Below are 21,320 nucleotides of genomic sequence, written 5' to 3' on the forward strand. Positions count from 1 at the left end.
AGCTGCATTGGTTTGAGGCGCACCACCGAAGCCATCGAAGGTCGAATTTGCTGCTCTCGACCGCGCAAATTCGTCCCGGTGGTGCCCCGAAGGTGTCGCAGCTTGGCGGAGATCGGACAGCTCTGCGGAGAAAGCGCTGTACGTTAGCGAGATGGCCTTGCTTACTTGGAAATGGTCTTGCTTCCTTGGAAGAGGCCGACAGCTCACGCACGACGGAGGACGCCTGCCTCGCTCTTCGAAGGTTGAATTGCCCTGCGCCCGGATTGTGCGGCTCGGTAAGGCACAATAACGTTATCTGTCGTACGGTCTCGGTTGATTGGAGCGCCCACGAGGCGCCGGGCTGAACCCGTCTAAACTTTTCAAAAACAGGGGCTAAGCTCCTGCGGTTGACTTCAATGGGTTCGTCGACCCTCCGAGTGTCGGCATGTTCGCCGGCCGGCCGGTTCTCCGCGACGCTCGGAACTACCTACTCCCAGGCGCAATCGGCTGGTCGGCACGCTGCAGTTTTCGCAGCAAGCCATCGGATTCTTGGCAGTGAGAGCTCGTGCATCCGTTTCGCGCGGGCCTATTTGATCGCTGCGCGCTCGTCCACAGATCGGGGATCATCAGCAACCTTGCAAGGGCAGGAATGGTCGCCTGGCATAGATCGTGAACTCGCAGTCGCCTGGCCGGGGCCGGCTACCCCTCCCACGGATCGCCGTTGCTCTTAAGGGAGTGAAGGGAAAAGAACCTATGGCGGACTCCTGCCGGCCCGGCCGAGCCGCCTGTCGAGTTCGTGACCAGATGTCGGTAGTCGACCTAAATGCAGGCCGCGGCAAGGGCAAAATCAACGATTTTAAATTGGCGCGTCACTTGCTTCTTCACGGCGACATCTCGATCGTTCCAGGAGCGATCAGTTCGATTGACTAAGCAAAGGTGAAGAGGTTGGCGCAGGTTGCGAGCTGAGGTGAACCGATACGTGAACCGTCCAGCTAGGAGAGCGTCAAGTACTCAAAGAGTATGTGACACGCTTTGAACATTCTGACTCGAAATCCGCACCCGATGGGATCCATAACCTATCGAGCCGCGCGCGTATTCCCGTTGCCGTGGTGGGCTATCTGGATGTCTATTCGGGTGTTTTCAGGATCTGTTACTGGATGTCATGTGCAGATATGAGAAGAAGCCCAATCATCGCGCCGCTAAGCGTAGCGAATGCGAACCCGGCTGACGTATATATCTCGCCCGTCAACTTGACGGCTAACGGCAGGGCACATCTTGGCCACGCTGCCGGGCCATTTCTCAGAATGGACGTCGTACAAAGGCACCTGAAGAGGGCAGGGCATCATGTTCGCTCCGGTCTGACGACCGACGGTTTCGAAAACCATGTTCTAGTCCGAGCAGCGCGCGAGAACATCGACCCGTCGGACTTGGCTCATGGCTTCCATGTCGAGATTGCTCGTGATCTCGCCTCACTAGGGATCGTTTTCGATCATTTCGATGATCCAGCCCATGGCAAAAATCTTCAGCGGTTCTCCAATGTCAGCAACGCGCTCATGGAGGCGCTATCTGCAGCAGGATCGCTGGAGTTTCGCGCAGCGCGGCTACCCGTCGACGATGCCGGCTCTGCTCTGACGCCAACGGAAGAGCGTTTTTGCATTGGAGGCTGGTTTGGCGGAACCTGCCCCGTATGCGGAGCATCCGCAGGGAGCTTCTTCTGCGAACAGTGTGGAGATCATTTCGAGCCAGACGAAGCACGAAATCCGGTGTCGAGGCGAGGACGGATCGTAGAATGGACAGATAACATCTCTGCCTTTCTCACAATTACACGAAACGACCAACTCGTCCGGGCGTGGGACGATGCGGCTATCGAACCTGGCTTTGTGGAGATAGGGAGGCGATATATCGCACGTAAAGGGCAGCGAATGCGGTTGACCGTTCCTGGCCTGCATGGAATGGCTTGGAATTCGCAGCAGTTCAACACACGTCAGATCCTGTTTAGCTACTCCTCGTTGCTCTACGCTCATTCCCTCTATTGTGGGCATAAAGATGCGGAGGCATCCGGCACGCCAAGTGCCTTTGCGCGCAATTCCGATACTTTCCTGATCGGCGCGACCGGTATCGACAATACAATCCCGATGCTCGTGGGAGTTACCGGATGTGCATTGGGTCAGGAGTCCTTTCGTCAATTTGACCGAATTTTCTTCAATCATTTCCTTTTGTTGAACGGATCGAAGTTCTCTACCAGTCGCGGCCACGTGATATGGGCGGGTGAAATCGCTCAGGTGCCGGATATATCTATCGATATTCTCAGAGTGTGTCTGTCGGAAATCTGCCCCGAAGAAGCGGAGACGGATCTGAACCCGAAGCAATTGATTGATCGCTACAATGCGATTCTCGACAAGAGCGCTGTGGTCTTCAATCGTTGTACGGACATCATCAACGCGATGCCGTCTTCTGCCGCGTGTCACGTAGATGATGCGATGATGCTCACGCTGAACCGGCTGTACAACCAACAGTGCTCAGCCCTCTCGCTAGATCGTCTGCGCGTGTCGCACGTGTCCAGATCGGTAACCGAATGGCTCGATTGTCTTGATTCCAATCCGCACTATCAGATCGCTTACACATGGCTGATGGGCTTCAGCATACTGGGCTGGCCGCTGATGCCGAGGATAACGGAAGCTCTGTGGCACTGGCTCGGCCATGAAGGACATCCCATCGCAGCCTGCGCTGCGCGACCCTCATCCGTACGAAGCGGAAGGGTACCAAGAATCGATGGGCGCAGCTTGACGGCCGCAGACATTGATGGATGCCTCCCGGGAATAGTTGCACCATGAGAGCCGCAGCGAACATTGTCACCGCCGAGAATTTGCCCGATGAGGTGCCGCTCGATGTCTCGATTCCATTCATGCTTGGTAGCATCAATGTGGCCGCGTCCTATGGGGCGAGCTTTTTTTTCGTGGATGCTCTCCGCTCGGCTCCACAGAGCGCATCCATAGCAGGAACAATTATTTCGACCGGTACGGTCGCGACAATACTATGTTCGTTTGTGGCTGGCCGGATCGCCGATTCATGCGGGTTGATGCGAACGATCATCCTTGCCGCCGTGGTGATGGCAATTGCAATGATCTGCTTTGCAGCGGCTCCAATTTCTCTGTTCCTCGCTTATTTCGGCGGGCTCTCGCTCGGCATTGGATGGTCAATCTTCTATATGCTGGCGCCGCTTCAAATCCTAGAACGCGTGCGGCCTGCGGCTCGTGTCAAATATCTCACCTTGCTTTCCGGATCCCAGATGCTGGGGATCGGACTTGCTGTTCCCCTGGGGCGCACGGTCGTGGAGATTTTCGGAACCTATATCGCAGCGTACGCTCTATTCGCGGCTGCATGTCTCGTTGGCGCCATGCTGCTGGAGTTTGCTAGCAGGGCACTGGCGCAGGCTCCTCAGATCAAAATGGCGGCTGTTCGACTCACGTTTGAGGGCGTGCGGGAGGCCTTCAAGTCGAATACGCGTTATCCGATCGTCATGATCGGAATCGGCGCATGCGTGTTTTCCGGTCTGTCCACGTTCCAGACGCTTTACGCTTCATCGCGGGGGCAATCCGCCGATACATTCTTTCTCGTCTTCACGTTGACAGCCGTTTTCATGCGCTTCGCGGTGGCGCCGGTCATCGGAAAAGTCCGGCTTGAGTGGATCGCTGCGTTTCTCATCTTGTGCACCATGGCGGGACTATTCTTGCTTTTGATGAATGCAGGGAGTGCGGAGATCTACATCCTCGGTACAGCGATGTTCGCCCTTGGATACGGACTTAGCTATTCGACTCTGAATGGTATGGTTGTCCTCATTGCAGGTACAGACGGGACATCATTGGCGGTTGCTTCTCAGGTTTTCACGCTTTCCTACTTCGTTGGCCTATTCGGATTTCCATATATCGCCGGGCAGATCGTGAGCGCCCACAGCTTCGATGACCTGCTGAAGAGCATGATGACGCTTATCGGTGGCAATGGAATCGTTCTAGCAATTCAAGCGTTTTCGACCCGCCGGGAATGTTAAGTGGCTGATCTTGCGGATAGCGTGATGTCAAAGAAGGGCAGCGGCCATCAGGTAACGGCAATCGGCGCAGGCCCGGCGAATCTGAGCCTGGCAGCGCTCGCGGCCCCGATTCCGGAAATTTCCGTACATATCCTAGAACGATCGGAGACGCTAAGTTGGCATCCGGGTTTGCTTCTAGATGGGGCTTTCATGCAAACCAGCCCCTTAAAGGACCTGGTAACACCGGCAGATCCGACAAGTGCATATAGTTTTCTCGCCTACCTGCACGAGAAAAAGCGGCTTTATCAAGCCATGGTTCGAGGTATCGCTTCGGTTGGCCGGAGCGAATTTGAAGATTATTTGAAATGGGCGGGCGAAAAGCTTGCGAACGTTCAATTCGGCGAAGAGGTCATTGCAGTCGAACTACGCGGCGAGGCGTTCAGTATCGCTACCAATCGCCGCAATTATCAGACCCGTACGACAGTGGTCGGCGTAGGCCGGGTGCCCTTTGTTCCCGACTGGAGCAGAAATGCACCGGAGAATCAGCTGTTTCACGCGAGTACCTTCCTCCTGCGGCGCCGTGAGTTCTCCAGCAAGCGTGTTGTTGTGGTAGGTGGTGGCCAAAGCGGAGCAGAACTATTTCTTCATCTGCTAACCGGAGCATGCGGTGCGCTGGGAGCCTTGGCCTGGGTCACGCGCCGCGCAAGCATATTTGCTCTCGAAGATAGTCCCTTCGTCAATGAGTGGTTCTTTCCACAGTATGACGGATGGTTCCTTGAACAAAGCGAAGCCGTCAGAGAGCAAACCCTTGAACGGCAGGCTTTGGCGAGCGATGGCGTCAACCCATCGACACTGCGCGCGATCTACAACGCACTTTACGACCGCGAAGTTCGTCGAGGTTCGTATCCCGCTCAGGTGGAAATACGCGTCGACACCATGGCCGAAGAGCTCCGTGCCATATCTCCATTTCGCCTGGGGGTGCGCCAGCAGGCCACCGGCGTTCGCACAGAACATGTCGCCGACATTATCGTGCTGGCCACGGGCTATCGGACCGAAATCCCTTCCTTTCTGGAGCCGGTCGCAAACCGGCTTTCGATTGTGAGTGCGCCTGGCGGCTCTCGGGAGATCGTGGTCGGCAAGGAGTTCCGGGCCCGGTTTGATGGCCCCGAAAGCTGCCGCTTATACGTCCAGAATGGCGCACGATTTCAACATGGCATCGCCGACACAAACCTGAGTTTGGTTCCTTGGCGCGCCGCAACGGTGCTCAATTCGATCATTGGTCGGGTAGCTTACGATTGCGGGCCTGCAACAGGAGCTCTCAAGTGGCATGGTGCGGTGCCTGAGAGCGCCCGCTGAGGATCGGCAATGCGCAGCATGTCTGATCGAGTTGCATGATTGGAGATACACCGTGAAGAATGCTCAGCTGATGACTTTAGGGGACGTAACGGTCTACAGCCCCGGCGTACTGGTACAGGACGTCAAAGGGATAAATGATCCGGAGATCACCGTTCCGGTTGAATTCATCGAATTCCGCCTCGATCCACTCGCGGTGTCGACGCCTCATTCTCATCCATCCACCGAGATCTGGCGGATCACGAGCGGGCGCGGTCAGGTCGTGACCGACGATGGTGAGTTGGCCGTGAAGGCCGGCGATCTGGTGTTTCTGCGACCAAATCAAACCCATCATTTGCGGAATAGTGGCAGCGAAGTGCTGAGCGCCTTGTCCATCTCCTGGAAACAAACTCAATGACTGACAAGATCTATGACCTCGCAGTCATCGGGGCTGGCATTATGGGCCTCAGTTCTGCCTTCATCGCAGCGAGCGATGGCCCGGAAAAAAGAATAGTCATCGCCGAACGAGATATCGTTGGATCTGGTACGAGCGGGTTTGCGCCTGGGATCCAGATCAACATCTGTCGTAACCAGAAGGAAAGAAGCCTCATCGACTGTGGTTCGAAATTCTGGCGCGGGATCTATCCCGACGGACAATGGCCCAAGGGACGAGACTGTGATGTGTTTTGGTTGACGCGCAATCCCGGCGAACTGGCGAAACAGGGCAGCGCGGGCCAGCTGAGCCCATCAACATCCTTCGCTCTGGTCGAGAGGCTATTATCGCTGGAGCAGTTCGTGGTTCCCGACGATGTGTCCGTCGTGTTGGATCGTGGTTCGTACTGTCAAGTCGATTCCATCGTTCAGGATCTGACTCAAAGGCTCAAGATCAAGGGAGTGTCGATAAGAGAGAGTACATCGATTACAAAAATACGGAAGGGGCCACGCAATATTCTTCTCCAGACCTCTGATAACAGCGAACTCTCGGCGAAGCGGGTGATTCTCGCAATCGGGCCATGGTTACCGGAGTCGCCGTTGCGTCAGCACCTAACAGACGAACCGGGGTTGCGAGTCAAGAAGGTCGTCGCGCTCCATTTGGCCGTACGGCCCACGCCGAACTGTCCAATGATTGGGCTCTTCGATGACTACGCGTTCCTCATTCCCATGATCGAGCAAGGATACTGGCTGTTCAGCTTTACCTCGCAGGAATGGGATGTGAAGCCGGTTTCCGACGAGCTGCGGCTCAGTTCGGATGATCTCGCGCGTGCCAACGCAATTCTGGCCAAGTGGTGTTCCTCCAAGGTGCCGGCGGTGAAGTCAGCACGTGTGTTCTGCGACTGCTATTCGGCGGATGGTGTCCCGTTTTCCCGTCCTGCGAAAGATATCGCAGGTTTGCATGTGATTGGCGGTGGCTCGGGTAATGGGTTTCGCTTTGGACCAGCATGTGCGGAAGAGGCAGTACGATCCTTATATGCTGCGGATCGACACGCCATTACGGCGACATGAGGGTCGGCTTATGCCGGATGTGATTGGTCTCAATTCCAATCTCTCTGATAATCCGTCAGATGCCGGCTATGCCAACACATCGAGATCGACCATGGTTGTTGATCTCGGCGCGATAGAATCTAACTACCGGAAGTTTCGGATGCTGGCGCCCCAAAGCGCTTGCGGCGCAGTTCTCAAGGCAGACGCCTACGGCCTTGGCGCGCTGCGCATAGCGCCGTTTCTTGCGCGGCTTGGCTGCGGGCATTTCTTCGTGGCCGATGTGGAAGAAGGCGCGGCCTTACGCAAGGTGCTGCCACTATCTGCGAAGATCTACGTGCTTCACGGAGCTATGCCCGGTTTGGAGGCGGCTATTGAGCGCCATGATTTGCTGCCGATCCTGAACAGCAGGGAACAGCTGGATGCTTGGCTTCGGCATTGCCGCCTTCGCAACCGGCTGTTACCCGCAGGTGTCCATGTCGACACGGGTTTGTCTCGACTGGGGTTTCCCATCGACGAACTGCAAAAAGCCGCTGAGAGCGAAAGGGTGCTGTCGGATCTGCCTGTCGTTCTGTTCATGAGCCAACTCGCCTGCGCGGAGTGGCGCGACGAAATCAGTCGGCAACAATTGGATCAGTTCCGTAAACTTACCTATCTGTTTCCCAAAGCCATCCTTTCGCTGTCGAACTCCGCGGGACTATTTTCCGGATGTGAATTTCATTTCGACCTCATACGGTCGGGGGGAGGGATTCTCGGCCTTGCCATATCCGGTGATCCCGACTTCAGGCCATCGCAAGTCGTCCGCCTGCGAACGCGAATCATTCAATGTCGCAGCGTAAAGGTCGGAGAAGCGATCGGATACCACAGGTCATACCCGGTGAAGAGACGGATGCGTGTCGCGACCGCCTCTATTGGTTATGCAGATGGGTTCCCGCGTAGCCTCGGCAATCGAGGTCATGTCTTCATATATGGTGCTCGCGCGCCAATCGTTGGCTTCGTTTCGATGGATCTCATGAGCATCGATGTGACGGATCTGCCCGAGAGTTCGACTGCGCCGGGTACAATGGTCGACCTGATCTGCCCCGAGCAGACCGTCGCAGATGTGGCGTTGGCCGCGAACATGCTGAGCGATGAATTGACCACGGCGATCGGACTCCGATGTCACAGACTTTATGTTTCGGCCAAGCGGGATGAGATGAGGCGCCAGTGAACTCCTCTGCGTTCGGATCTCGTCAAGTGAATCGAGCGATCTATCTGGACGGCGAAGGTATGCGTCTCATGCGTCCGGGCTACTTCACCGCTCGGGTGCGTCAGTTCCATGAATGTGAGAGAGCCTTCTGTCATGAGCTCCTGCGTTCGACCACATACCGGCTAATTATTGAGGTCGGTTGCAGTTGCTACCGCCTTATCGGTGTCAAGAACGATGACTGTGATTACCTTGGTATCGACATCAATCCACCTCGTGCACGCAGATTGAAGGAGGACAAGGGGGCTGTTGTCCGCTGCGAGGCCAACAAATTCTTTAAAAGAAGGCGTCTGGTCGGTGAGATCATGCGGCGATATGACGGAAGAGTGCTGTGCATTCTGCCGTTCAATTTTCTTGGCACCATGGATCATCCAATGGAATTTCTCACGGTAATGTGCCAGACGCCCTTTGATCTCGCGTTGTCGCTCTTTTCAACCAGCGAGACAGCGACCGCGGCGCGACTAGAATATTATGATCGTTGCGGGATAAACGTTCAGGCCGTGGAGCGGACAGATGACTGCGTCCGATTAGATTGCTCGAACGGCTTCCAGGCGTTAGCTTTCGATCCATGTGTTCTGACGAGCCGAATATCAGCATTTGGATTCCGCTTGAATGAGGCAATGTACTTTGACATCTGTAACTTCCTTCATTTCAGTAACCAGCGGGTGTGAAGGTTATTCGCGTTCGTCTTACGCGACATGCAGAAGGGGCAGCAGAGGAGCGACGCTTGCTTCGTCGTAGGCATCAACAGAAAAGAAGAAATGCAAGTCGATTTTGAGCATCGATTCAGTGAAGTAGGGATTGTTGCGCGGGCACGAGCCTAGTCTAGGAAGCGTATGCCGTTCAACGTCGCCTCAAATGCGGACGCTGAGACGGTCCAGAGCGAAAATGCTGCAGGAGCCACCCGATCGTTTTCAACGGAAAGTCCCCCGCCGGGCGATCGTGGATCCTTCGTCCGGCGGGGCGGTGATGGAGCATCTTAAGGCTGACGCGATGCGCCATCATGAACCGGCAGCTTTGCGCGGTCAGCGGCTTGTTGTAACTGACAAGGTCAGGTCATGGTCGAGGTGAGACTCGGCGCATCCGCAATGCCTGCGTGTCAGATCGCCTTCGCTACACCTCGTCGCTGGACGTTAGACATATTGTACCAATTTAAGGTAATCGTCTCTGAGAACAGGGGAACGGATGGAGCAGGCCGGGTCTTGAAGAAAAAGTGGCCCGCGTCTGGCTGGCACGAGTGCGGCGTTCGACACTTAGGCGTGTCGGCGCGCTAGAACGCACAGCAGCTAGTTCGGTGCTGACCAGATCAGTCGCCGCTGTAGCACAGTCCGAGGCAGTGAAAGTGCCATCAGTCATGACAGCTTGCGCTAATCCCAATGTGGTGAGCCAACCTGCATAGATTAGCACGGCACCGTCTGTCTCATCGAGGCCGCGGAGCTCCTCAATGGCGTCCGCATGGACTGACGCCGCACCCAGAGAGACAAAGAGATCGGCTATTTCGTCGCGCGTGGCTCTGTAAAGAAGACAGCGGCCAAGATGGGATAAAAGCGTCTCCGTCGGACCTTCGAAGAAGCGGAGAATACGGGCGTCACGATAGATTTTAGCTAAGGGCGTCCCCTCGTCGTACCCTCGGCCACCCAACAGTTGGACGCATTGATCGGCGACAAGGCCGCACCATTCGGACGACAGTACCTTGGTTGCCGACGCAAGGTGGACATTGGGAGAGCCCTGCCCAGAGACGTCTACAAGATGCCGTAAGCATCGCCTTCAGTACGCATCCGGCGGGCGCCGTCTTGTCTGACACGCTGTAATTCGCCAAGCGTGTGGCCTTAAGTCTAGCTTTAAGGTCATCAGGCGATGCGGGTCGAGGTTTTGGGCGGGCTAGAGCGTCGGCGGCGCTGGTCGCAGGATGACAAGGCACGGATTGTCGAGGAGACGTTGGCGCCGGGCGCAAAGGTGACTGCGGTTGCGCGTCGCAACGGAGTGGCGGCCAGCCTGGTGTTTACCTGGCGTCGACAAGCGCGGACATCCGAGCAGGTCGTACCATCTTTTGCGCCGGTGCAGATCGCCGCGACGGAAGCGGAGGAAACTCCGAAGCTTTTACCTGCGGGTGATAGCCGAGGGCGGTCTGTGGTGGCCGCGCGTATTGGATTGATCGAGATCGACCTTGGGAACCGGCGACGCATCCGAGTGGACGCGCACGTCGATCCGGAAGCGCTGGCGCGGGTCCTCGAGGTGCTTGAGCGCCGATGATTGCCATACCGGGTAATGTGCGGGTGTGGCTTGCGACCGGTCACACCGATATGCGCCGCGGCTTTCCAAGCCTTGCGCGGTTGGTCCAGGAGAGCTTGAAGCGTGATCCGCACGCTGGTGATCTCTACGTTTTTAGGGGCCGCCGCGGCGACCTGATCAAAATTATTTGGCATGATGGCCAGGGCGCGTGTCTGTTCACGAAGCGGCTGGAGCGCGGCCGCTTTTTGTGGCCATCACTGGCAGACGGCGTTGTGACGATCAGCGTTGCGCAGCTCTCCTATCTCCTGTCCGGCATCGACTGGCGGATGCCGCAGGCAACCTGGCGTCCCCAGGCTTCCGGTTAAATCGAGCGGGATTTTTTGCAACGAATATGGTTGATTCGTCCTCGTGACGACGCCTTCCGATCAGCTTCCCGCCGACCTTGCCGCAGCACACGCGATGATCCTTGCGCAGCGCGAGCAGTTGACGCTGGCGAAGAGCGAGGTGACCGTCGGCCGGCTGGAGATCGAGCGACTGAAGCTGATGCTGGCCAAGGCACGGCGTGAACAGTTCGGGCAATCTTCTGAGCGCGGCAAGCTGCTGGTCGAGCAGCTCGAACTCGCCATCGAGGATCTTGAAGAGACCCAGGCGGAGCAGGAAACCAAAGCCGAGATCGCAACGCCGGAAGCTACCAAACAGCGCGTACAACCCCCTCGAGCGTCCCGACGACCGCTGCCAGATAATCTGCCGATCGAACGTATCGTCGAACCCGCGCCTTGCGCGTGTGGCAAGTGCGGCAGTGAACGGTTGCACAAGCTCGGCGAGGTGGTGTCAAAGACACTGGAATGCGAGCCGCGGCGCTGGAAAATTATCGAGCATGTCCGCGAAAAGTTCTCCTGCCGAGATTGCGAGGCGATCACAGAGGCGCCGGCGCCCTCCCATCCGATCCCGCGAGGCTTTGCCGGGCCGAGCCTGCTGGCGATGGTGCTGGTCAACAAGTTCCTGCTGCATCAGCCGCTGAACCGGCAGAGCAAGACTTATGCTCGTGAGGGGATCGAGATCGACGTCTCGACCCTGGCGGATCGGGTCGGCGCCTGCGTGGTAGCACTCGATCCCATTATTGAGGCCATCGGGATCCACGTCATGAGCGCGGAACGCATCCACGCCGACGATACGACGGTGCCGGTACTGGCCAAGCTTAAGACGGTGACCGGCCGGATCTGGACCTATGTTCGCGATGATCGGCCGTTTGGCGGCACGGACCCTCCGGCAGCTCTGTTCTACTACTCACGCAACCGGGCTGGAGAGCATCCGCAAACCCATCTTGCCGGCTACGTCGGCCTGATGCAGGCCGATGCCTTTGATGGATATAACCAGCTCTACAAGGCCCAAAGGAAGCCGGCTCCGATCCTTGAAGCGGCCTGCTGGAGCCATGGCCGCCGAAAGTTCTTCGATCTGGCGAAATCTGGAGAGGCGCCGATTGCCGGCGAGGCCGTGCGACGCATCGATATCCTGTTCGAGATCGAGCGCACCATCAACGGCAAAACGCCGGAACAGCGACTTGCGGTGCGTCGTGAGAAGTCCACGCCGATCGTTGCTGATCTCGAGATCTGGATGCGCAGGCAGCGGACCTTGCTCTCCTCAGGCAATGATACCGCAAAGGCGATCAACTACCTGCTCAACCGCTGGGCGGCGTTCACCCGCTTCCTGGACGATGGCCGTGTCTGCATCTCGAACAACGCTGCCGAACGAGCGTTACGCGGTGTGGCTGTCGGAAGACGAAATTGGACCTTCGCCGGTTCAGATGCTGGCGGCAATCGTGCCGCCGCTGTCTATACCCTGATCGAAACCTGCAAGATGAACGACGTTGATCCGCAAGCCTGGCTCGCTGACGTGCTGGCCAGGCTTCCGGATTACCCTATCAATAGAGTCGCCGACCTGCTCCCGTGGAATTGGAAGGCGACCCGACACTCCAAAGCGGCGGCCGCCTGAGCGCCACGGCTGACCGGCGCGCCTGCCCGGGGTGCTGGCCGGATGCGTACACTGGATTTGAGGTCGGCCCTCGCGCAATCGGGCGCTGCCTACATAAATTGCGAGCCGTGAAGAGCGAGCAAGTTCCTCGGATCCGGCGCACGGCATCGAGGATGGTAGAGCTTGCGCGACCGACTGCTCGGCAGGGAGACCCGACCGCGCGTAAGCCGCACAAGCTCGACCGGCGTTTTCAGCCTTATCTTGCTAGATAGTGTGATTTGACTAGGCGTTAGCGCCTGCAGCTTGCATGCGTTCGGACTCGATGCGAGCCTTCAAGTTGCTCAGGTAGTCCTCCGCGTAGGACTGGGCTACCGAAACCGGGAGGTTGATCCCCGCCGTGGCCGCTTCTTGAATTGCCTGCTTCACCAAGCCTTCTCGCATTGCCAATTTGACCTCAGGGCCGCCGATGCAGCCTACCGCCTGTGCCGCAAGGCTCAGGCCGGCTTCTTCGAGCGCTTGCTTTATGTTGCCACCGCTGATCGCCGTGTGAAGAAGATTTGCAGCTTGCGCTTCGGCTTCGAGCACCATTGACGCCAGATCGGCCAATTCGCCCAAGCCTGGAATGAAGCTAAGTACACCGACTGCTGTCGCAGCCCAGTCGAGTACCTTAGAGCCAACCTTGAGCACGTCATTGATTGCGTGCATGAAGGCGCCACCGTTCTTTTTGGGAGACTTGACGTCGGGCTGGTCTGCCACGCCCATCGTCATGTCCGCGACCGCGTCCTTATCGGCGGTCGTTCGGGCGGCATGCGTCTTCACATGTTGAACGGTGCGGTTCGCACCGGACATGTTGCTGAAGAACTGGTTGAAGTCGCTCCTGCTGATATTACCGGAATCGACCGTATGGCCGCCGCCGAAGTCGAAGAACTTGTGGTGGGTTTTGTAGCCCGTAATCGCGTTGTTCATCAACCCGAACAGCACAGGGTCGGACAGCAGCTGGGATGCCGCCTTTCGCACCTCGGGCGCGAGGCTCTTGTCGTCGGCCATGCTCGCCAGCTTTTCCCGCGTCAGGTCGCCCTTCCCGAAAAAGGCGCTTTGGTTCTTGCTGATCGTGTCGAGCGTATCGAGCTCGGCTTTCGTGAGATTCACCGATGATGAAGCAACCTGCAGGAAGTCCTCTTTGTGGACCTTGTCTGTCGAGCTGCCATACAACTGCTTCCATTCATTCGGATGGTCGAGGAAGTATTGAGCGGCCGCGAGAACCTGCGGCGGGCATTTGCCCGTCTTGGCTTCGCCGTCGACGATCTGCTTGAAATCCGAAAGGCTTAGGTTCTTGGGCAGGTGGTCGGAATAGCGATAGAGCTCGCGCAATGCATCGGTCAGCAGCATAACCGACGGCTCGCCATTGCCGCTGCCGTCGGAGGGGATGTAGTTTTGCGTATAGTTCTTTGCCCGCTGCTCCTGGAACTCAGCAACTTGCGGGTGGTGATCGGAGAAGCCGGAGAGATCACCCGCTTTGATCTTGCCGCCGCAGCGGCCGTCGCCTTGCGAGCCTATCGCGTAGAAGAGCTCGGGGTCTCGCTGCAGTGCCTCGATCGCCGCCTTTAGATCCGGCGGTGTGGAGGGATCGTTGGCCAAATCTCCCAGAGATTTCCAATCCAGCGGGCATTTGTCCTTGTGTCGGATCAGCACCGACACAATCTGCAGCTCGGCCTCAGTCGGGGTGCCGCTGTTCCACGTAATTCTGGAGCTTTGTACGGGGGCTTCTGCAATCTTTGGGGCGTTCGCAGCGGAGGAGGCTTCCTCAGAGGACGGCTCGGGGGTCTCCTGACATGCGTCCAGTGCGGCCTTAATCTCCGGCGGGATGATGTTCCGCACCTCTTGCGTGAGTTCCTCCGTCAGTTGCTTGGCCGAGTCCTCGGTCGCCGGACCTTGCGGTGGGGAATGCTCGTCAGTCGTGCCCTTCAACGACAAACTGACCAGCACCGCCTCGAAGCTTGAAAAGTCACGCGCCGGCGAGGGCCCGGAAGCTAGCCCCGACAAAGCCAAATTCGAGCTGGTGGTTAGCGGCAGATTGTTGACTGACATCATACGTCCTCTGATTTGAGATCGCACCACAAGCTGGCTATGTGGCGCAGCCTGAGATCGCGGCGAACAACGAGCAAGAAATGTCGATAGGCCTCAACGGCTCCTACCGCTTGCTTCCGATTGCACAGCGCTCCCAGCGCTCAGTTTGGCTACAATCTATGGGCATATCGCCGTCTAGATATTCACGCCGTATGGTAGAAGCGATTAGCTTTCGAGAAGCTGACGGCGCTCAAAGGATTTCACAAAAAGTTGCGAAATGGCGTCGCTCAAGGCGACGACGTGTCCTCAATTCGGCATCGGCTTGCTTGGGTGCTCGGTCGCTCGCCTCTGCGACAGCCAGGTCAACGAGTCTGCCGCTCTTCGCAGGACTCGCGTGTGCTGATTGATGCAACACATCCCCGCTTCCGCAGCATCGCTCGGCAACTCACCAGCGCTCAGCCAGCTCGCGCCTGTGTGTCAAAGAAGTGTGTTGGCATCTGCCCGATCGGGACGATGCAGCATGATCGGATCAGATTGCCGGGGTGGACGCACGAATCGATCCATCGCCAAAAGTTGAGCGGCGCATGGTACTGCGGACGCCTCGGAACTCGGATGCACCTCTGCATCAGTCAATGTCATTGTGCTTGGTCACCTGGCGGGTGTTCGCCCGAACCTGCAGGCCCAAAGGCGGCGTCAAGCGACGGTTCGAGGCGAATGAACCCTTCTGCTCGCCATTGCGCCGTGTGAGGCACACCCAGGATGGTGAACGTTGTACTCCGGACATTTCTGCTCGGCATGACGTCACGGCCTCTCAACATCTCGATCTGAGTAGGCGTAGCTGTTTGGCCGATGAAGACCCAGTTGTCCTTGGCGAGATATCCGTTCGCCATGACGAAATCGCCAAGTTCCGGCGGCGCGCCGCGTGCAGGCAGCGCGGGTCCCGCTTGGGACGGTCCTGCGTGAGGCGACCCCGCCCGTAGGAGTCCAGGCGCAAGATCTTGCCAAACAGGGTCGTTGCCGAAATCGGAGGCTTCCGCGCGATCTTGAGCGGCCGCTTGTTGGGAATTGGACTGCTCGCCGTCGATCAATGACGGCTCGCAGCGCGATGATTGGCCTCCCAGCTCCTGCCAAATCAGGTCCTGGTTGTATTCGGGCATTTCATGCAACGCCATCAGTTCACGCTCAAACGCACTTCGATCGGCGGGCGATGAGGCCGAGTGGCGTGGTGGGCTCTTGTCTGCTCCGCTTAGCGCATTGAAGTCCATCCTGTTTCTCCTTTTGCACAACAAAACGGCTCTCAACCGACGCGACGAAGTCCATGACGGACTTCGTAGAGCATCTCAAAGGCTTCGCATGAAGCGCTAAGGCTGCAAAGCAGGTCACGGATACTGCTTGCCCGGATCCGGCTCGCGCATCCCGTGGTGCGGGCCCGGACGTCTATTGCCTGGCCTGCGGCATCGCCGCTGGACGGCCGCCCTCTAATCATAACAGCACCGGCTTTCGAAAAGCTGACAGAGGGCATAAGTAGAGGTTAGACCTCTTCCCAACCTTTCTGTTATCATCCGTTCATTTCTTACCAGTATCAGGTGCGTGAACCGCGCCGTCTTGATGTGGTAGTGCGGGCGAAGGAACGTCATTAGGGCGTCCTTCGCGAACGACCACGCTGGAAGATCCGCGAAACAGCATCAAAACCGACTCATGCGGTGGCTGTTCGGCTCCGCGCGGGTTTCGTCGCGCTTGTGCCTCCGCCACCAGTCCTTTGAGTGTCTGCTCCACAAGCACGATAAAGCGAGGCGGACCGGACGCGAAGACAAGGCCATCTCCCGGCACGGCTCTCACGAGGTAGCGGTCGTCCGAGATGTTGAGTGCGTCGAGCGCCGCCTTGAATGCGTCAAAGCTGATCGGACTCAAGACCAGAAGGCGGCTTTGCACTTCATGCGCGTCAGATACGTAGAGCACCAGCCCATCGTAGTACCATTGAAGATTGTAGAGATTGGTCAACCGTTCGAGGAACTCGCGCGGTGGGAGATCCGGCATTCGCCCCCGAATTCGTCCCTTCACCCCGGTGCTGATATCGACTCTGATATTGAGGTTGTTGCCGAACTCCTGCAGCGCGGCCGCGAGGTCCTGATCCAGCACTGTGTAACTATACGGCGTCGACGGCAGCGCCAGCGGGGCGCCGAGCGCCTTGATGGCGCCCAAGCAAATGAAAACACCAACATAGAGAACTTTCTTCAAGATATGCAGCCTTGTAGACGAGATGAGCAGTTCTGCGATTTTCTTCTACTTGAGACTAAGCACTGGAATTTGTCCCAAAATTTGGAGGACGATGCTTCGCCGGAAATTGGAAGCCAACCGTGATCATTCGATGACAGATGCTCGTCAGCTTTTGGTCAGCTTGCCTTTCTAGGGTACCTGCCCATTCATGCGAGCGAATGGCTAATCTCACAACGTGACAGAAATGATTTCTCCCATGTGGCTTGGAATTGCGTCGGTCTCCGCCAACCCCGTCGAGTGTGCCTCCAGCGGCTGTTCGCTGGCACACGCTCAGTTTCACGAGAGTCTCGCGCAGGCCGCCTTGAAACAGGGGGGGGCCTCTTCAGTGACCGAGCGCGCGCCGGTGTCATTGGTGCCGGAAGTGCAGCGCGCAGTCACGCCGGCGAGCCCGCTTGGCGATCGCGTCCTTCAGGGCATTTCTGCTATCCACCAGGGCAAACCATTTCCTGGAGGTGCAGTTTCGCCGACGCTCGTCGGCGACCCTGATCCCGCGAAGAGTTTTCAGCTTGGGCCGGCCGCGCAATCGCTCCTTCGGCCGCAGCAAGTCGAGGTGCATTCGGCGGGCAAGCCGGAAGGTGCGGATCATTTCGATTCGGCGCTGACGAACTTGCGCGATGTTTACAACGGCGTCGTCCAGGTTTCGCTCATCTCCAAAGGGACAGGTGCCGTCAGTTCATCTCTGAATAAGCTTCTATCGGCAGGCTGAGCGAGCCGGTGGCTGTCTTGACGAAAGGCAAGATCGGTAACGGTCGGCCCGCGAGCAAGCGGCTTCATGCTCTTGTTCTGCTGCTGCTTTTACCGATGCTCACCGGTTGCAAAACCGATCTGTATACCAAAGTTCAGGAGCGTGACGCCAACGAGATGCTTGGGCTGCTGCTGAGCAGGGGTGTCGATGCCATCCGGGTTATCGGCAAGGATGGGACGAGCACCATTCAGGTGGAAGAAAAGCAGCTCGCCTATTCCATCGAGTTGCTAAATGACCAGGGCTTGCCGCGCCAGCCCTTCAAGAGCCTTGGCGAGGTGTTCAAGGGGTCGGGGCTCGTTGCCTCTCCGGTCGAGGAGCGGGCTCGCTACGTCTATGCCCTCAGCGAAGAATTGTCGCGCACGATCAACGATATTGATGGGGTTCTCTCCGCTCGTGTTCATGTCGTTCTGCCGAAGAATGATCTTTTGCGGCAGGATGCAACCCCGTCCTCGGCGTCGGTTTTCATTCGGCACGCTTCCAACGCGAAGCTCTCGGCCTTGCTGCCGCAGATAAAGATGCTCGTCGCCAACAGCATCGAAGGTCTATCATACGACAAGGTGGCGGTCGTGTTCGTGCCCGTTGAGCGGACTCAGCATGAGGTCTCGGTTACGCCAGCGGCGGCTTCGCACGAGTCAACCAGGTTCGTCTCGGCTCCCATTGCGATCGGCGCAGGAGGTGCGCTCGGTGTATTGGGCATCCTATCTTGCGTACTGCTGAGCGTACGTGGTGGCCAACTTCGCCAATCCTGGCGCAAGCTGATGAATCGCGGCAGTGGTGCAAGCAAGCCATCGGTCCAGTCCGTTGGCAAAAAGCTCCCCTCCGATGCGAAGTAGGCAGGCATTCAGGTCCGTATCGATGGTATCCCCCGACCAAAATCATTTACTCAACGCGCATTCCGATCGCCTGCGCGAGCTTGCCGCCTTGATCCATCCCAGCCGTTTGGCCGGCCATCTTGATGGGCTCTTGTCGGAGGCCACAGTACTGCAGTTGCAGAAGACTCCGAGGCTGCAGCAACGACTGGCCGAATTGCTACTGAAAAGTGAGGAGGCCTCGAACGGAACTGACTGGGGCAGGGACGTTCTGCTCGGGCATGATCCGCGTCGGGCGGCCCTGCTCGCTGGCAGTATCTGGCACGCCCGCTCGGTGCTGAAGCTTGTGTCAAAGCATGATGTGGCGATTCTGATCGAAAATATTGGTGCGGAAGCGCATGCGTTCTCAATCCGACACTTATCTGGCGCGGTCGCGACCACATCGATTGTCGATCCGCATAAACTATCGAGCCAGATTGAACATGACGGACATGCGTGCCTTGGTGCCTGGCTCAAGGACGCATCAGAGCTTGACCGTGTGCGGGTCCTTTTCCGTTTACCTGTGGGGACCGCCGCCGAATCCCCAGGAGCCGAACACCACAACGCAGCGAGTCGTTTGCTGTCATTGGTGGTAGCCCACTTGACCAGCGAGGCGCCAGCGGCATGACGGCCGATGAAATAGCCCGGCCAGATAGCCCACGGTTACGGCCGCTTGGTCCACTCATACCAGCCGCGGAACTGGGCATCTGGTACGATGCGGTGCAGACGCGTGCGCGAGCCGACCGCTATCTGCGGCAGGTCCGCAGCTGGGCAAGCAAAGCCCATCAGCAAGAGCGGGAGCGCGGCCACAGCGAGGGTCTTAGGTCAGGATCGGACGAAATGGCACAGCTGATCGCCCGAGCTGCTTCCGATGTGGCTCGGCGAAAAGCCGTTCTGCAGCAGGAGTTGCCACAGCTCGTCCTTGAGATATTGACCGACCTGTTGGGCTCCTTTGATCCCGGCGAGATGCTGGTAAGAACCATTCGTCACGCCGTCGAGCAAAGATATGGCAGCGCAGAAGTATGCCTTCACGTGTCTCCTGTGAACGCTGATGCACTAAGACATGAATTCCAGGCGTTCGACGGGACGGATGGTCGGCCGAGAGTCAGAATTGATCCGGACCCGGCTATGGGGCCTGACCAGTGCGTTCTGTGGAGCGAGTTCGGCAATGTGGATTTAGGGCTTGCCGCACAGCTCCGCAAATTACGTCTCAGGCTTGATCCGTCCTCTCAGGAAGGCGAATCGTGACGATGCAACGATCAGACCATGATCAAGCGGCCGGAGAAGCAGATTTGCGTGCGGCGCTGGCATCGGTAAGGTCCGCAGCAAAGGACGTCGATACGCGTGCTGTGCGGGGACGGATCACGCGGGCGATCGGCACGTTACTTCATGCCGTATTACCAGGGGCCCGTGTCGGAGAACTTTGCCTGTTGCAGGATCACGCATCCGGATGGGCGCTTGAGGCCGAAGTCATCGGTTTGTTGCCGGATGGGGTTCTGCTGACGCCTATCGGCGATATGGTGGGCCTGTCACACCGCGCGGAAGTGGTCCCAACCGGGCGCATGCAGGAAGTGTCAGTCGGGCCCGGCCTGCTCGGTCGCGTGATCGACAGCTTCGGCCGTCCACTCGATGGCAAGGGGCCCATAAAGACGGTCCATGCTTGTCCGCTCCGCGGCAGGGCACCCAACCCGATGAAGCGGCGTAGCATCGAGCAACCATTTCCTCTCGGCGTTCGCGTGTTGGATGGGCTTCTGACGTGTGGCGAAGGTCAGCGGATCGGAATCTATGGAGATGCTGGGTGCGGTAAGTCGACGCTGATGTCGCAAATTGTAAAAGGGGCGGCCGCTGATGTCACCGTAGTTGCACTCATAGGAGAGCGCGGCCGTGAGGTGCGTGAATTCATTGAGCGTCATCTTGGAGATGCTATTGCGCGCACGATCGTTGTCGTTGAGACATCCGATCGATCCGCAATGGAGCGGGCGCAGTGCGCTCATATGGCGACCGCACTCGCGGAGTATTTTCGTGATCAAGGACTGCAGGTCGTCCTAATGATGGACTCGCTGACGCGCTTTAGCCGTGCCATGCGCGAAATCGGCCTCGCCGCGGGAGAACCTCCGACCCGGCGCGGCTTTCCTCCTTCCGTCTTTGCGCTGCTGCCCGGTCTGTTGGAACGGGCCGGTATGGGGGAGCGGGGCTCCATCACGGCATTCTATACAGTGCTTGTCGAAGGTGACGGTACGGGCGATCCGATCGCCGAAGAGTCGCGCGGCATTCTCGATGGTCATATCATTCTTTCGCGCGCACTGGCTTCGCGCGAGCATTTTCCCGCTATCGACGTGCTGTCGAGCCGGAGTCGTGTCATGGATGCGGTCGCCTCCGCGCCACATCGCAAGGCGGCCTCCGTCTTCCGCGATCTGCTCTCGCGCTACAATGAAGCTGAGTTCCTGATCAAGGTCGGTGAATACAAGCCCGGCAGCGACCCACTGACTGATCGGGCAATCGAGTCAATCGAGGAACTGCGCGCATTCTTGCGTCAGGGCCAGGACGAGCCATCCAGCTTTGAGGAGACCGTTTCATGGATGTCGCGTCTCACGGCCTGAATCCCGTGCAAGCGTCGAAATTGCGGCTGGTGAAAGACATGAGGGAACGAAGCGCGCTTCGTGAATTGTCGAGCTTGGAACACAAGCGCCGAATTGCAGCCGACGCGCTGCAGCGGGCGTCTGAGGATCTTGAAGCCACGCAGAGGCATCGCGCTAAGGTCGAAGCTGAACTTTATTGGGAACTGGCGCAGCTCGAGACAACGTCCGTGACCGAACTCGATCGACGATGTCATCTCGTCCTTGGGCGACTGGCAGCAAAGGTCGAATCGGCGCGTCAGGCGCTTGTGCAGGCACGCATCGCGCACGAGGAGACCCAGCGGGCGGTGAATGAAGCGCGGGCACTATGGGCCGGGCGTTCGGCGGCGAGCCAGAAATGGCAAGAGATTGAGGGAAATATCCAGCGCGCGACCGCCGTCCGTTCGGAGTCTGCGGCCGAAATCGACGCCGACGATGAAGTTTTGCTCCGATATCAGGGTGGTTCGCGCAGCCAGACGATCGGCGGGGCATTCTAATGGTT

General features: G+C 58.0%; 19 protein-coding genes and 1 pseudogene. 16 read left to right on the forward strand and 4 right to left on the reverse strand.

Annotation, left to right across the window (positions count from 1 at the left end):
* Positions 1-1,001 precede the first annotated feature (1,001 nt).
* The 7 genes from CK489_RS12970 to CK489_RS13000 are packed head-to-tail and all read left to right on the forward strand — an operon-like array spanning position 1,002 to position 8,734.
* Positions 1,002-2,813: a class I tRNA ligase family protein gene (locus CK489_RS12970; protein WP_128089450.1), complete on the forward strand. Its 1,812-nt coding sequence runs from the start codon at positions 1,002-1,004 to the stop codon at positions 2,811-2,813.
* Positions 2,810-4,027 (forward strand): MFS transporter, encoded by a 1,218-nt coding sequence (locus CK489_RS12975; protein ID WP_063781794.1) that lies wholly within the window; start codon positions 2,810-2,812, stop codon positions 4,025-4,027. The genes CK489_RS12970 and CK489_RS12975 overlap by 4 nt, the downstream gene beginning before the upstream one ends.
* Complete coding sequence (locus CK489_RS12980) at positions 4,028-5,362, forward strand: lysine N(6)-hydroxylase/L-ornithine N(5)-oxygenase family protein (RefSeq protein ID WP_245350351.1); 1,335 nt, start codon at positions 4,028-4,030, stop codon at positions 5,360-5,362.
* Positions 5,363-5,414: 52 nt separating this feature from the next.
* On the forward strand, positions 5,415-5,756 hold the full coding sequence (locus tag CK489_RS12985; protein WP_095732636.1) for a cupin domain-containing protein: 342 nt from the start codon (positions 5,415-5,417) through the stop codon (positions 5,754-5,756).
* The gene (locus CK489_RS12990; RefSeq protein ID WP_095732586.1) at positions 5,753-6,841 is read left to right on the forward strand and encodes an NAD(P)/FAD-dependent oxidoreductase; all 1,089 of its coding nucleotides are present in this window, start codon (positions 5,753-5,755) and stop codon (positions 6,839-6,841) included. Before CK489_RS12985 ends, CK489_RS12990 begins: the two co-directional genes overlap by 4 nt.
* The gene (gene alr / locus CK489_RS12995) at positions 6,807-8,027 is read left to right on the forward strand and encodes an alanine racemase (RefSeq protein WP_095732587.1); all 1,221 of its coding nucleotides are present in this window, start codon (positions 6,807-6,809) and stop codon (positions 8,025-8,027) included. Before CK489_RS12990 ends, alr begins: the two co-directional genes overlap by 35 nt.
* Positions 8,028-8,053: 26 nt before the next feature.
* The gene (locus tag CK489_RS13000) at positions 8,054-8,734 is read left to right on the forward strand and encodes a hypothetical protein (protein ID WP_245350352.1); all 681 of its coding nucleotides are present in this window, start codon (positions 8,054-8,056) and stop codon (positions 8,732-8,734) included.
* Positions 8,735-9,215: 481 nt separating this feature from the next.
* Here the strand turns inward: CK489_RS13000 and CK489_RS42885 are convergent.
* Positions 9,216-9,782: pseudogene (locus CK489_RS42885) on the reverse strand (acyl-CoA dehydrogenase family protein); the annotation flags it as partial.
* Positions 9,783-9,920: 138 nt separating this feature from the next.
* On the opposite strand from CK489_RS42885, the gene tnpA reads away from it, so the two are divergent.
* The 3 genes from tnpA to tnpC all read left to right on the forward strand — a co-directional run bounded on the left by tnpA (position 9,921) and on the right by tnpC (position 12,287).
* Positions 9,921-10,316: an IS66-like element accessory protein TnpA gene (tnpA, locus tag CK489_RS13010; RefSeq protein ID WP_095730859.1), complete on the forward strand. Its 396-nt coding sequence runs from the start codon at positions 9,921-9,923 to the stop codon at positions 10,314-10,316.
* Positions 10,313-10,660 (forward strand): IS66 family insertion sequence element accessory protein TnpB, encoded by a 348-nt coding sequence (gene tnpB / locus CK489_RS13015; protein ID WP_028344503.1) that lies wholly within the window; start codon positions 10,313-10,315, stop codon positions 10,658-10,660. Before tnpA ends, tnpB begins: the two co-directional genes overlap by 4 nt.
* 94 nt (positions 10,661-10,754) lie before the next feature.
* Entirely contained in the window at positions 10,755-12,287 is a 1,533-nt protein-coding gene (gene tnpC, locus CK489_RS13020) for an IS66 family transposase (protein ID WP_143278058.1), read from the forward strand.
* Between the two features lie 261 nt (positions 12,288-12,548).
* Here tnpC and CK489_RS13025 read toward each other — a convergent pair whose 3' ends face one another.
* The 3 genes from CK489_RS13025 to CK489_RS13035 form a co-directional block, all read right to left on the reverse strand.
* Positions 12,549-14,354, reverse strand: coding sequence for an HrpF/NolX family T3SS translocon protein (locus CK489_RS13025; protein ID WP_198960921.1), 1,806 nt, complete (start codon positions 14,352-14,354; stop codon positions 12,549-12,551).
* A gap of 614 nt (positions 14,355-14,968) precedes the next feature.
* The gene (locus tag CK489_RS13030; RefSeq protein WP_143278141.1) at positions 14,969-15,598 is read right to left on the reverse strand and encodes a hypothetical protein; all 630 of its coding nucleotides are present in this window, start codon (positions 15,596-15,598) and stop codon (positions 14,969-14,971) included.
* Between the two features lie 301 nt (positions 15,599-15,899).
* Positions 15,900-16,571 (reverse strand): nodulation protein NolW, encoded by a 672-nt coding sequence (locus CK489_RS13035; protein ID WP_095732589.1) that lies wholly within the window; start codon positions 16,569-16,571, stop codon positions 15,900-15,902.
* Positions 16,572-16,806: 235 nt separating this feature from the next.
* Here CK489_RS13035 and CK489_RS13040 point away from each other — a divergent pair, with 235 nt between their 5' ends.
* From CK489_RS13040 to CK489_RS13065, 6 genes are all read left to right on the forward strand, one after another.
* On the forward strand, positions 16,807-17,316 hold the full coding sequence (locus tag CK489_RS13040; RefSeq protein ID WP_158226439.1) for a nodulation protein NolB: 510 nt from the start codon (positions 16,807-16,809) through the stop codon (positions 17,314-17,316).
* Positions 17,317-17,411: 95 nt separating this feature from the next.
* A complete protein-coding gene (gene sctJ, locus CK489_RS13045) occupies positions 17,412-18,188 on the forward strand; it encodes a type III secretion system inner membrane ring lipoprotein SctJ (RefSeq protein WP_198960922.1) in 777 nt (258 codons plus the stop codon).
* 22 nt (positions 18,189-18,210) lie between these two features.
* Positions 18,211-18,831, forward strand: a complete 621-nt coding sequence (locus CK489_RS13050; RefSeq protein WP_095732591.1) for a nodulation protein NolU — start codon at positions 18,211-18,213, stop codon at positions 18,829-18,831.
* Complete coding sequence (gene sctL / locus CK489_RS13055; protein ID WP_095732592.1) at positions 18,828-19,451, forward strand: type III secretion system stator protein SctL; 624 nt, start codon at positions 18,828-18,830, stop codon at positions 19,449-19,451. The genes CK489_RS13050 and sctL overlap by 4 nt, the downstream gene beginning before the upstream one ends.
* Positions 19,448-20,803, forward strand: a complete 1,356-nt coding sequence (gene sctN, locus CK489_RS13060; RefSeq protein WP_095732593.1) for a type III secretion system ATPase SctN — start codon at positions 19,448-19,450, stop codon at positions 20,801-20,803. The genes sctL and sctN overlap by 4 nt, the downstream gene beginning before the upstream one ends.
* Complete coding sequence (locus tag CK489_RS13065; RefSeq protein WP_095732594.1) at positions 20,779-21,315, forward strand: hypothetical protein; 537 nt, start codon at positions 20,779-20,781, stop codon at positions 21,313-21,315. The genes sctN and CK489_RS13065 overlap by 25 nt, the downstream gene beginning before the upstream one ends.
* The last annotated feature ends 5 nt before the right edge of the window (positions 21,316-21,320 follow it).

The organism is Bradyrhizobium sp. UFLA03-84, from assembly GCF_002289535.1.
Classification (GTDB): domain Bacteria; phylum Pseudomonadota; class Alphaproteobacteria; order Rhizobiales; family Xanthobacteraceae; genus Bradyrhizobium; species Bradyrhizobium viridifuturi.

What these genes read in the sequence shown, in the direction of transcription:
- CK489_RS13050 (WP_095732591.1), top strand. Translation starts at nt 18,211, where the DNA reads ATGGTATCCCCCGACCAAAATCATTTACTCAACGCGCATTCCGATCGC.
- CK489_RS12990 (WP_095732586.1), top strand. Translation starts at nt 5,753, where the DNA reads ATGACTGACAAGATCTATGACCTCGCAGTCATCGGGGCTGGCATTATG.
- CK489_RS12975 (WP_063781794.1), top strand. Translation starts at nt 2,810, where the DNA reads ATGAGAGCCGCAGCGAACATTGTCACCGCCGAGAATTTGCCCGATGAG.
- CK489_RS13065 (WP_095732594.1), top strand. Translation starts at nt 20,779, where the DNA reads ATGGATGTCGCGTCTCACGGCCTGAATCCCGTGCAAGCGTCGAAATTG.
- CK489_RS13040 (WP_158226439.1), top strand. Translation starts at nt 16,807, where the DNA reads ATGTGGCTTGGAATTGCGTCGGTCTCCGCCAACCCCGTCGAGTGTGCC.
- sctL (WP_095732592.1), top strand. Translation starts at nt 18,828, where the DNA reads ATGACGGCCGATGAAATAGCCCGGCCAGATAGCCCACGGTTACGGCCG.
- CK489_RS13025 (WP_198960921.1), bottom strand. Translation starts at nt 14,354, where the DNA reads ATGTCAGTCAACAATCTGCCGCTAACCACCAGCTCGAATTTGGCTTTG.
- tnpC (WP_143278058.1), top strand. Translation starts at nt 10,755, where the DNA reads ATGATCCTTGCGCAGCGCGAGCAGTTGACGCTGGCGAAGAGCGAGGTG.
- alr (WP_095732587.1), top strand. Translation starts at nt 6,807, where the DNA reads ATGCTGCGGATCGACACGCCATTACGGCGACATGAGGGTCGGCTTATG.
- CK489_RS13030 (WP_143278141.1), bottom strand. Translation starts at nt 15,598, where the DNA reads ATGGACTTCAATGCGCTAAGCGGAGCAGACAAGAGCCCACCACGCCAC.
- tnpA (WP_095730859.1), top strand. Translation starts at nt 9,921, where the DNA reads ATGCGGGTCGAGGTTTTGGGCGGGCTAGAGCGTCGGCGGCGCTGGTCG.
- tnpB (WP_028344503.1), top strand. Translation starts at nt 10,313, where the DNA reads ATGATTGCCATACCGGGTAATGTGCGGGTGTGGCTTGCGACCGGTCAC.
- sctJ (WP_198960922.1), top strand. Translation starts at nt 17,412, where the DNA reads ATGCTCACCGGTTGCAAAACCGATCTGTATACCAAAGTTCAGGAGCGT.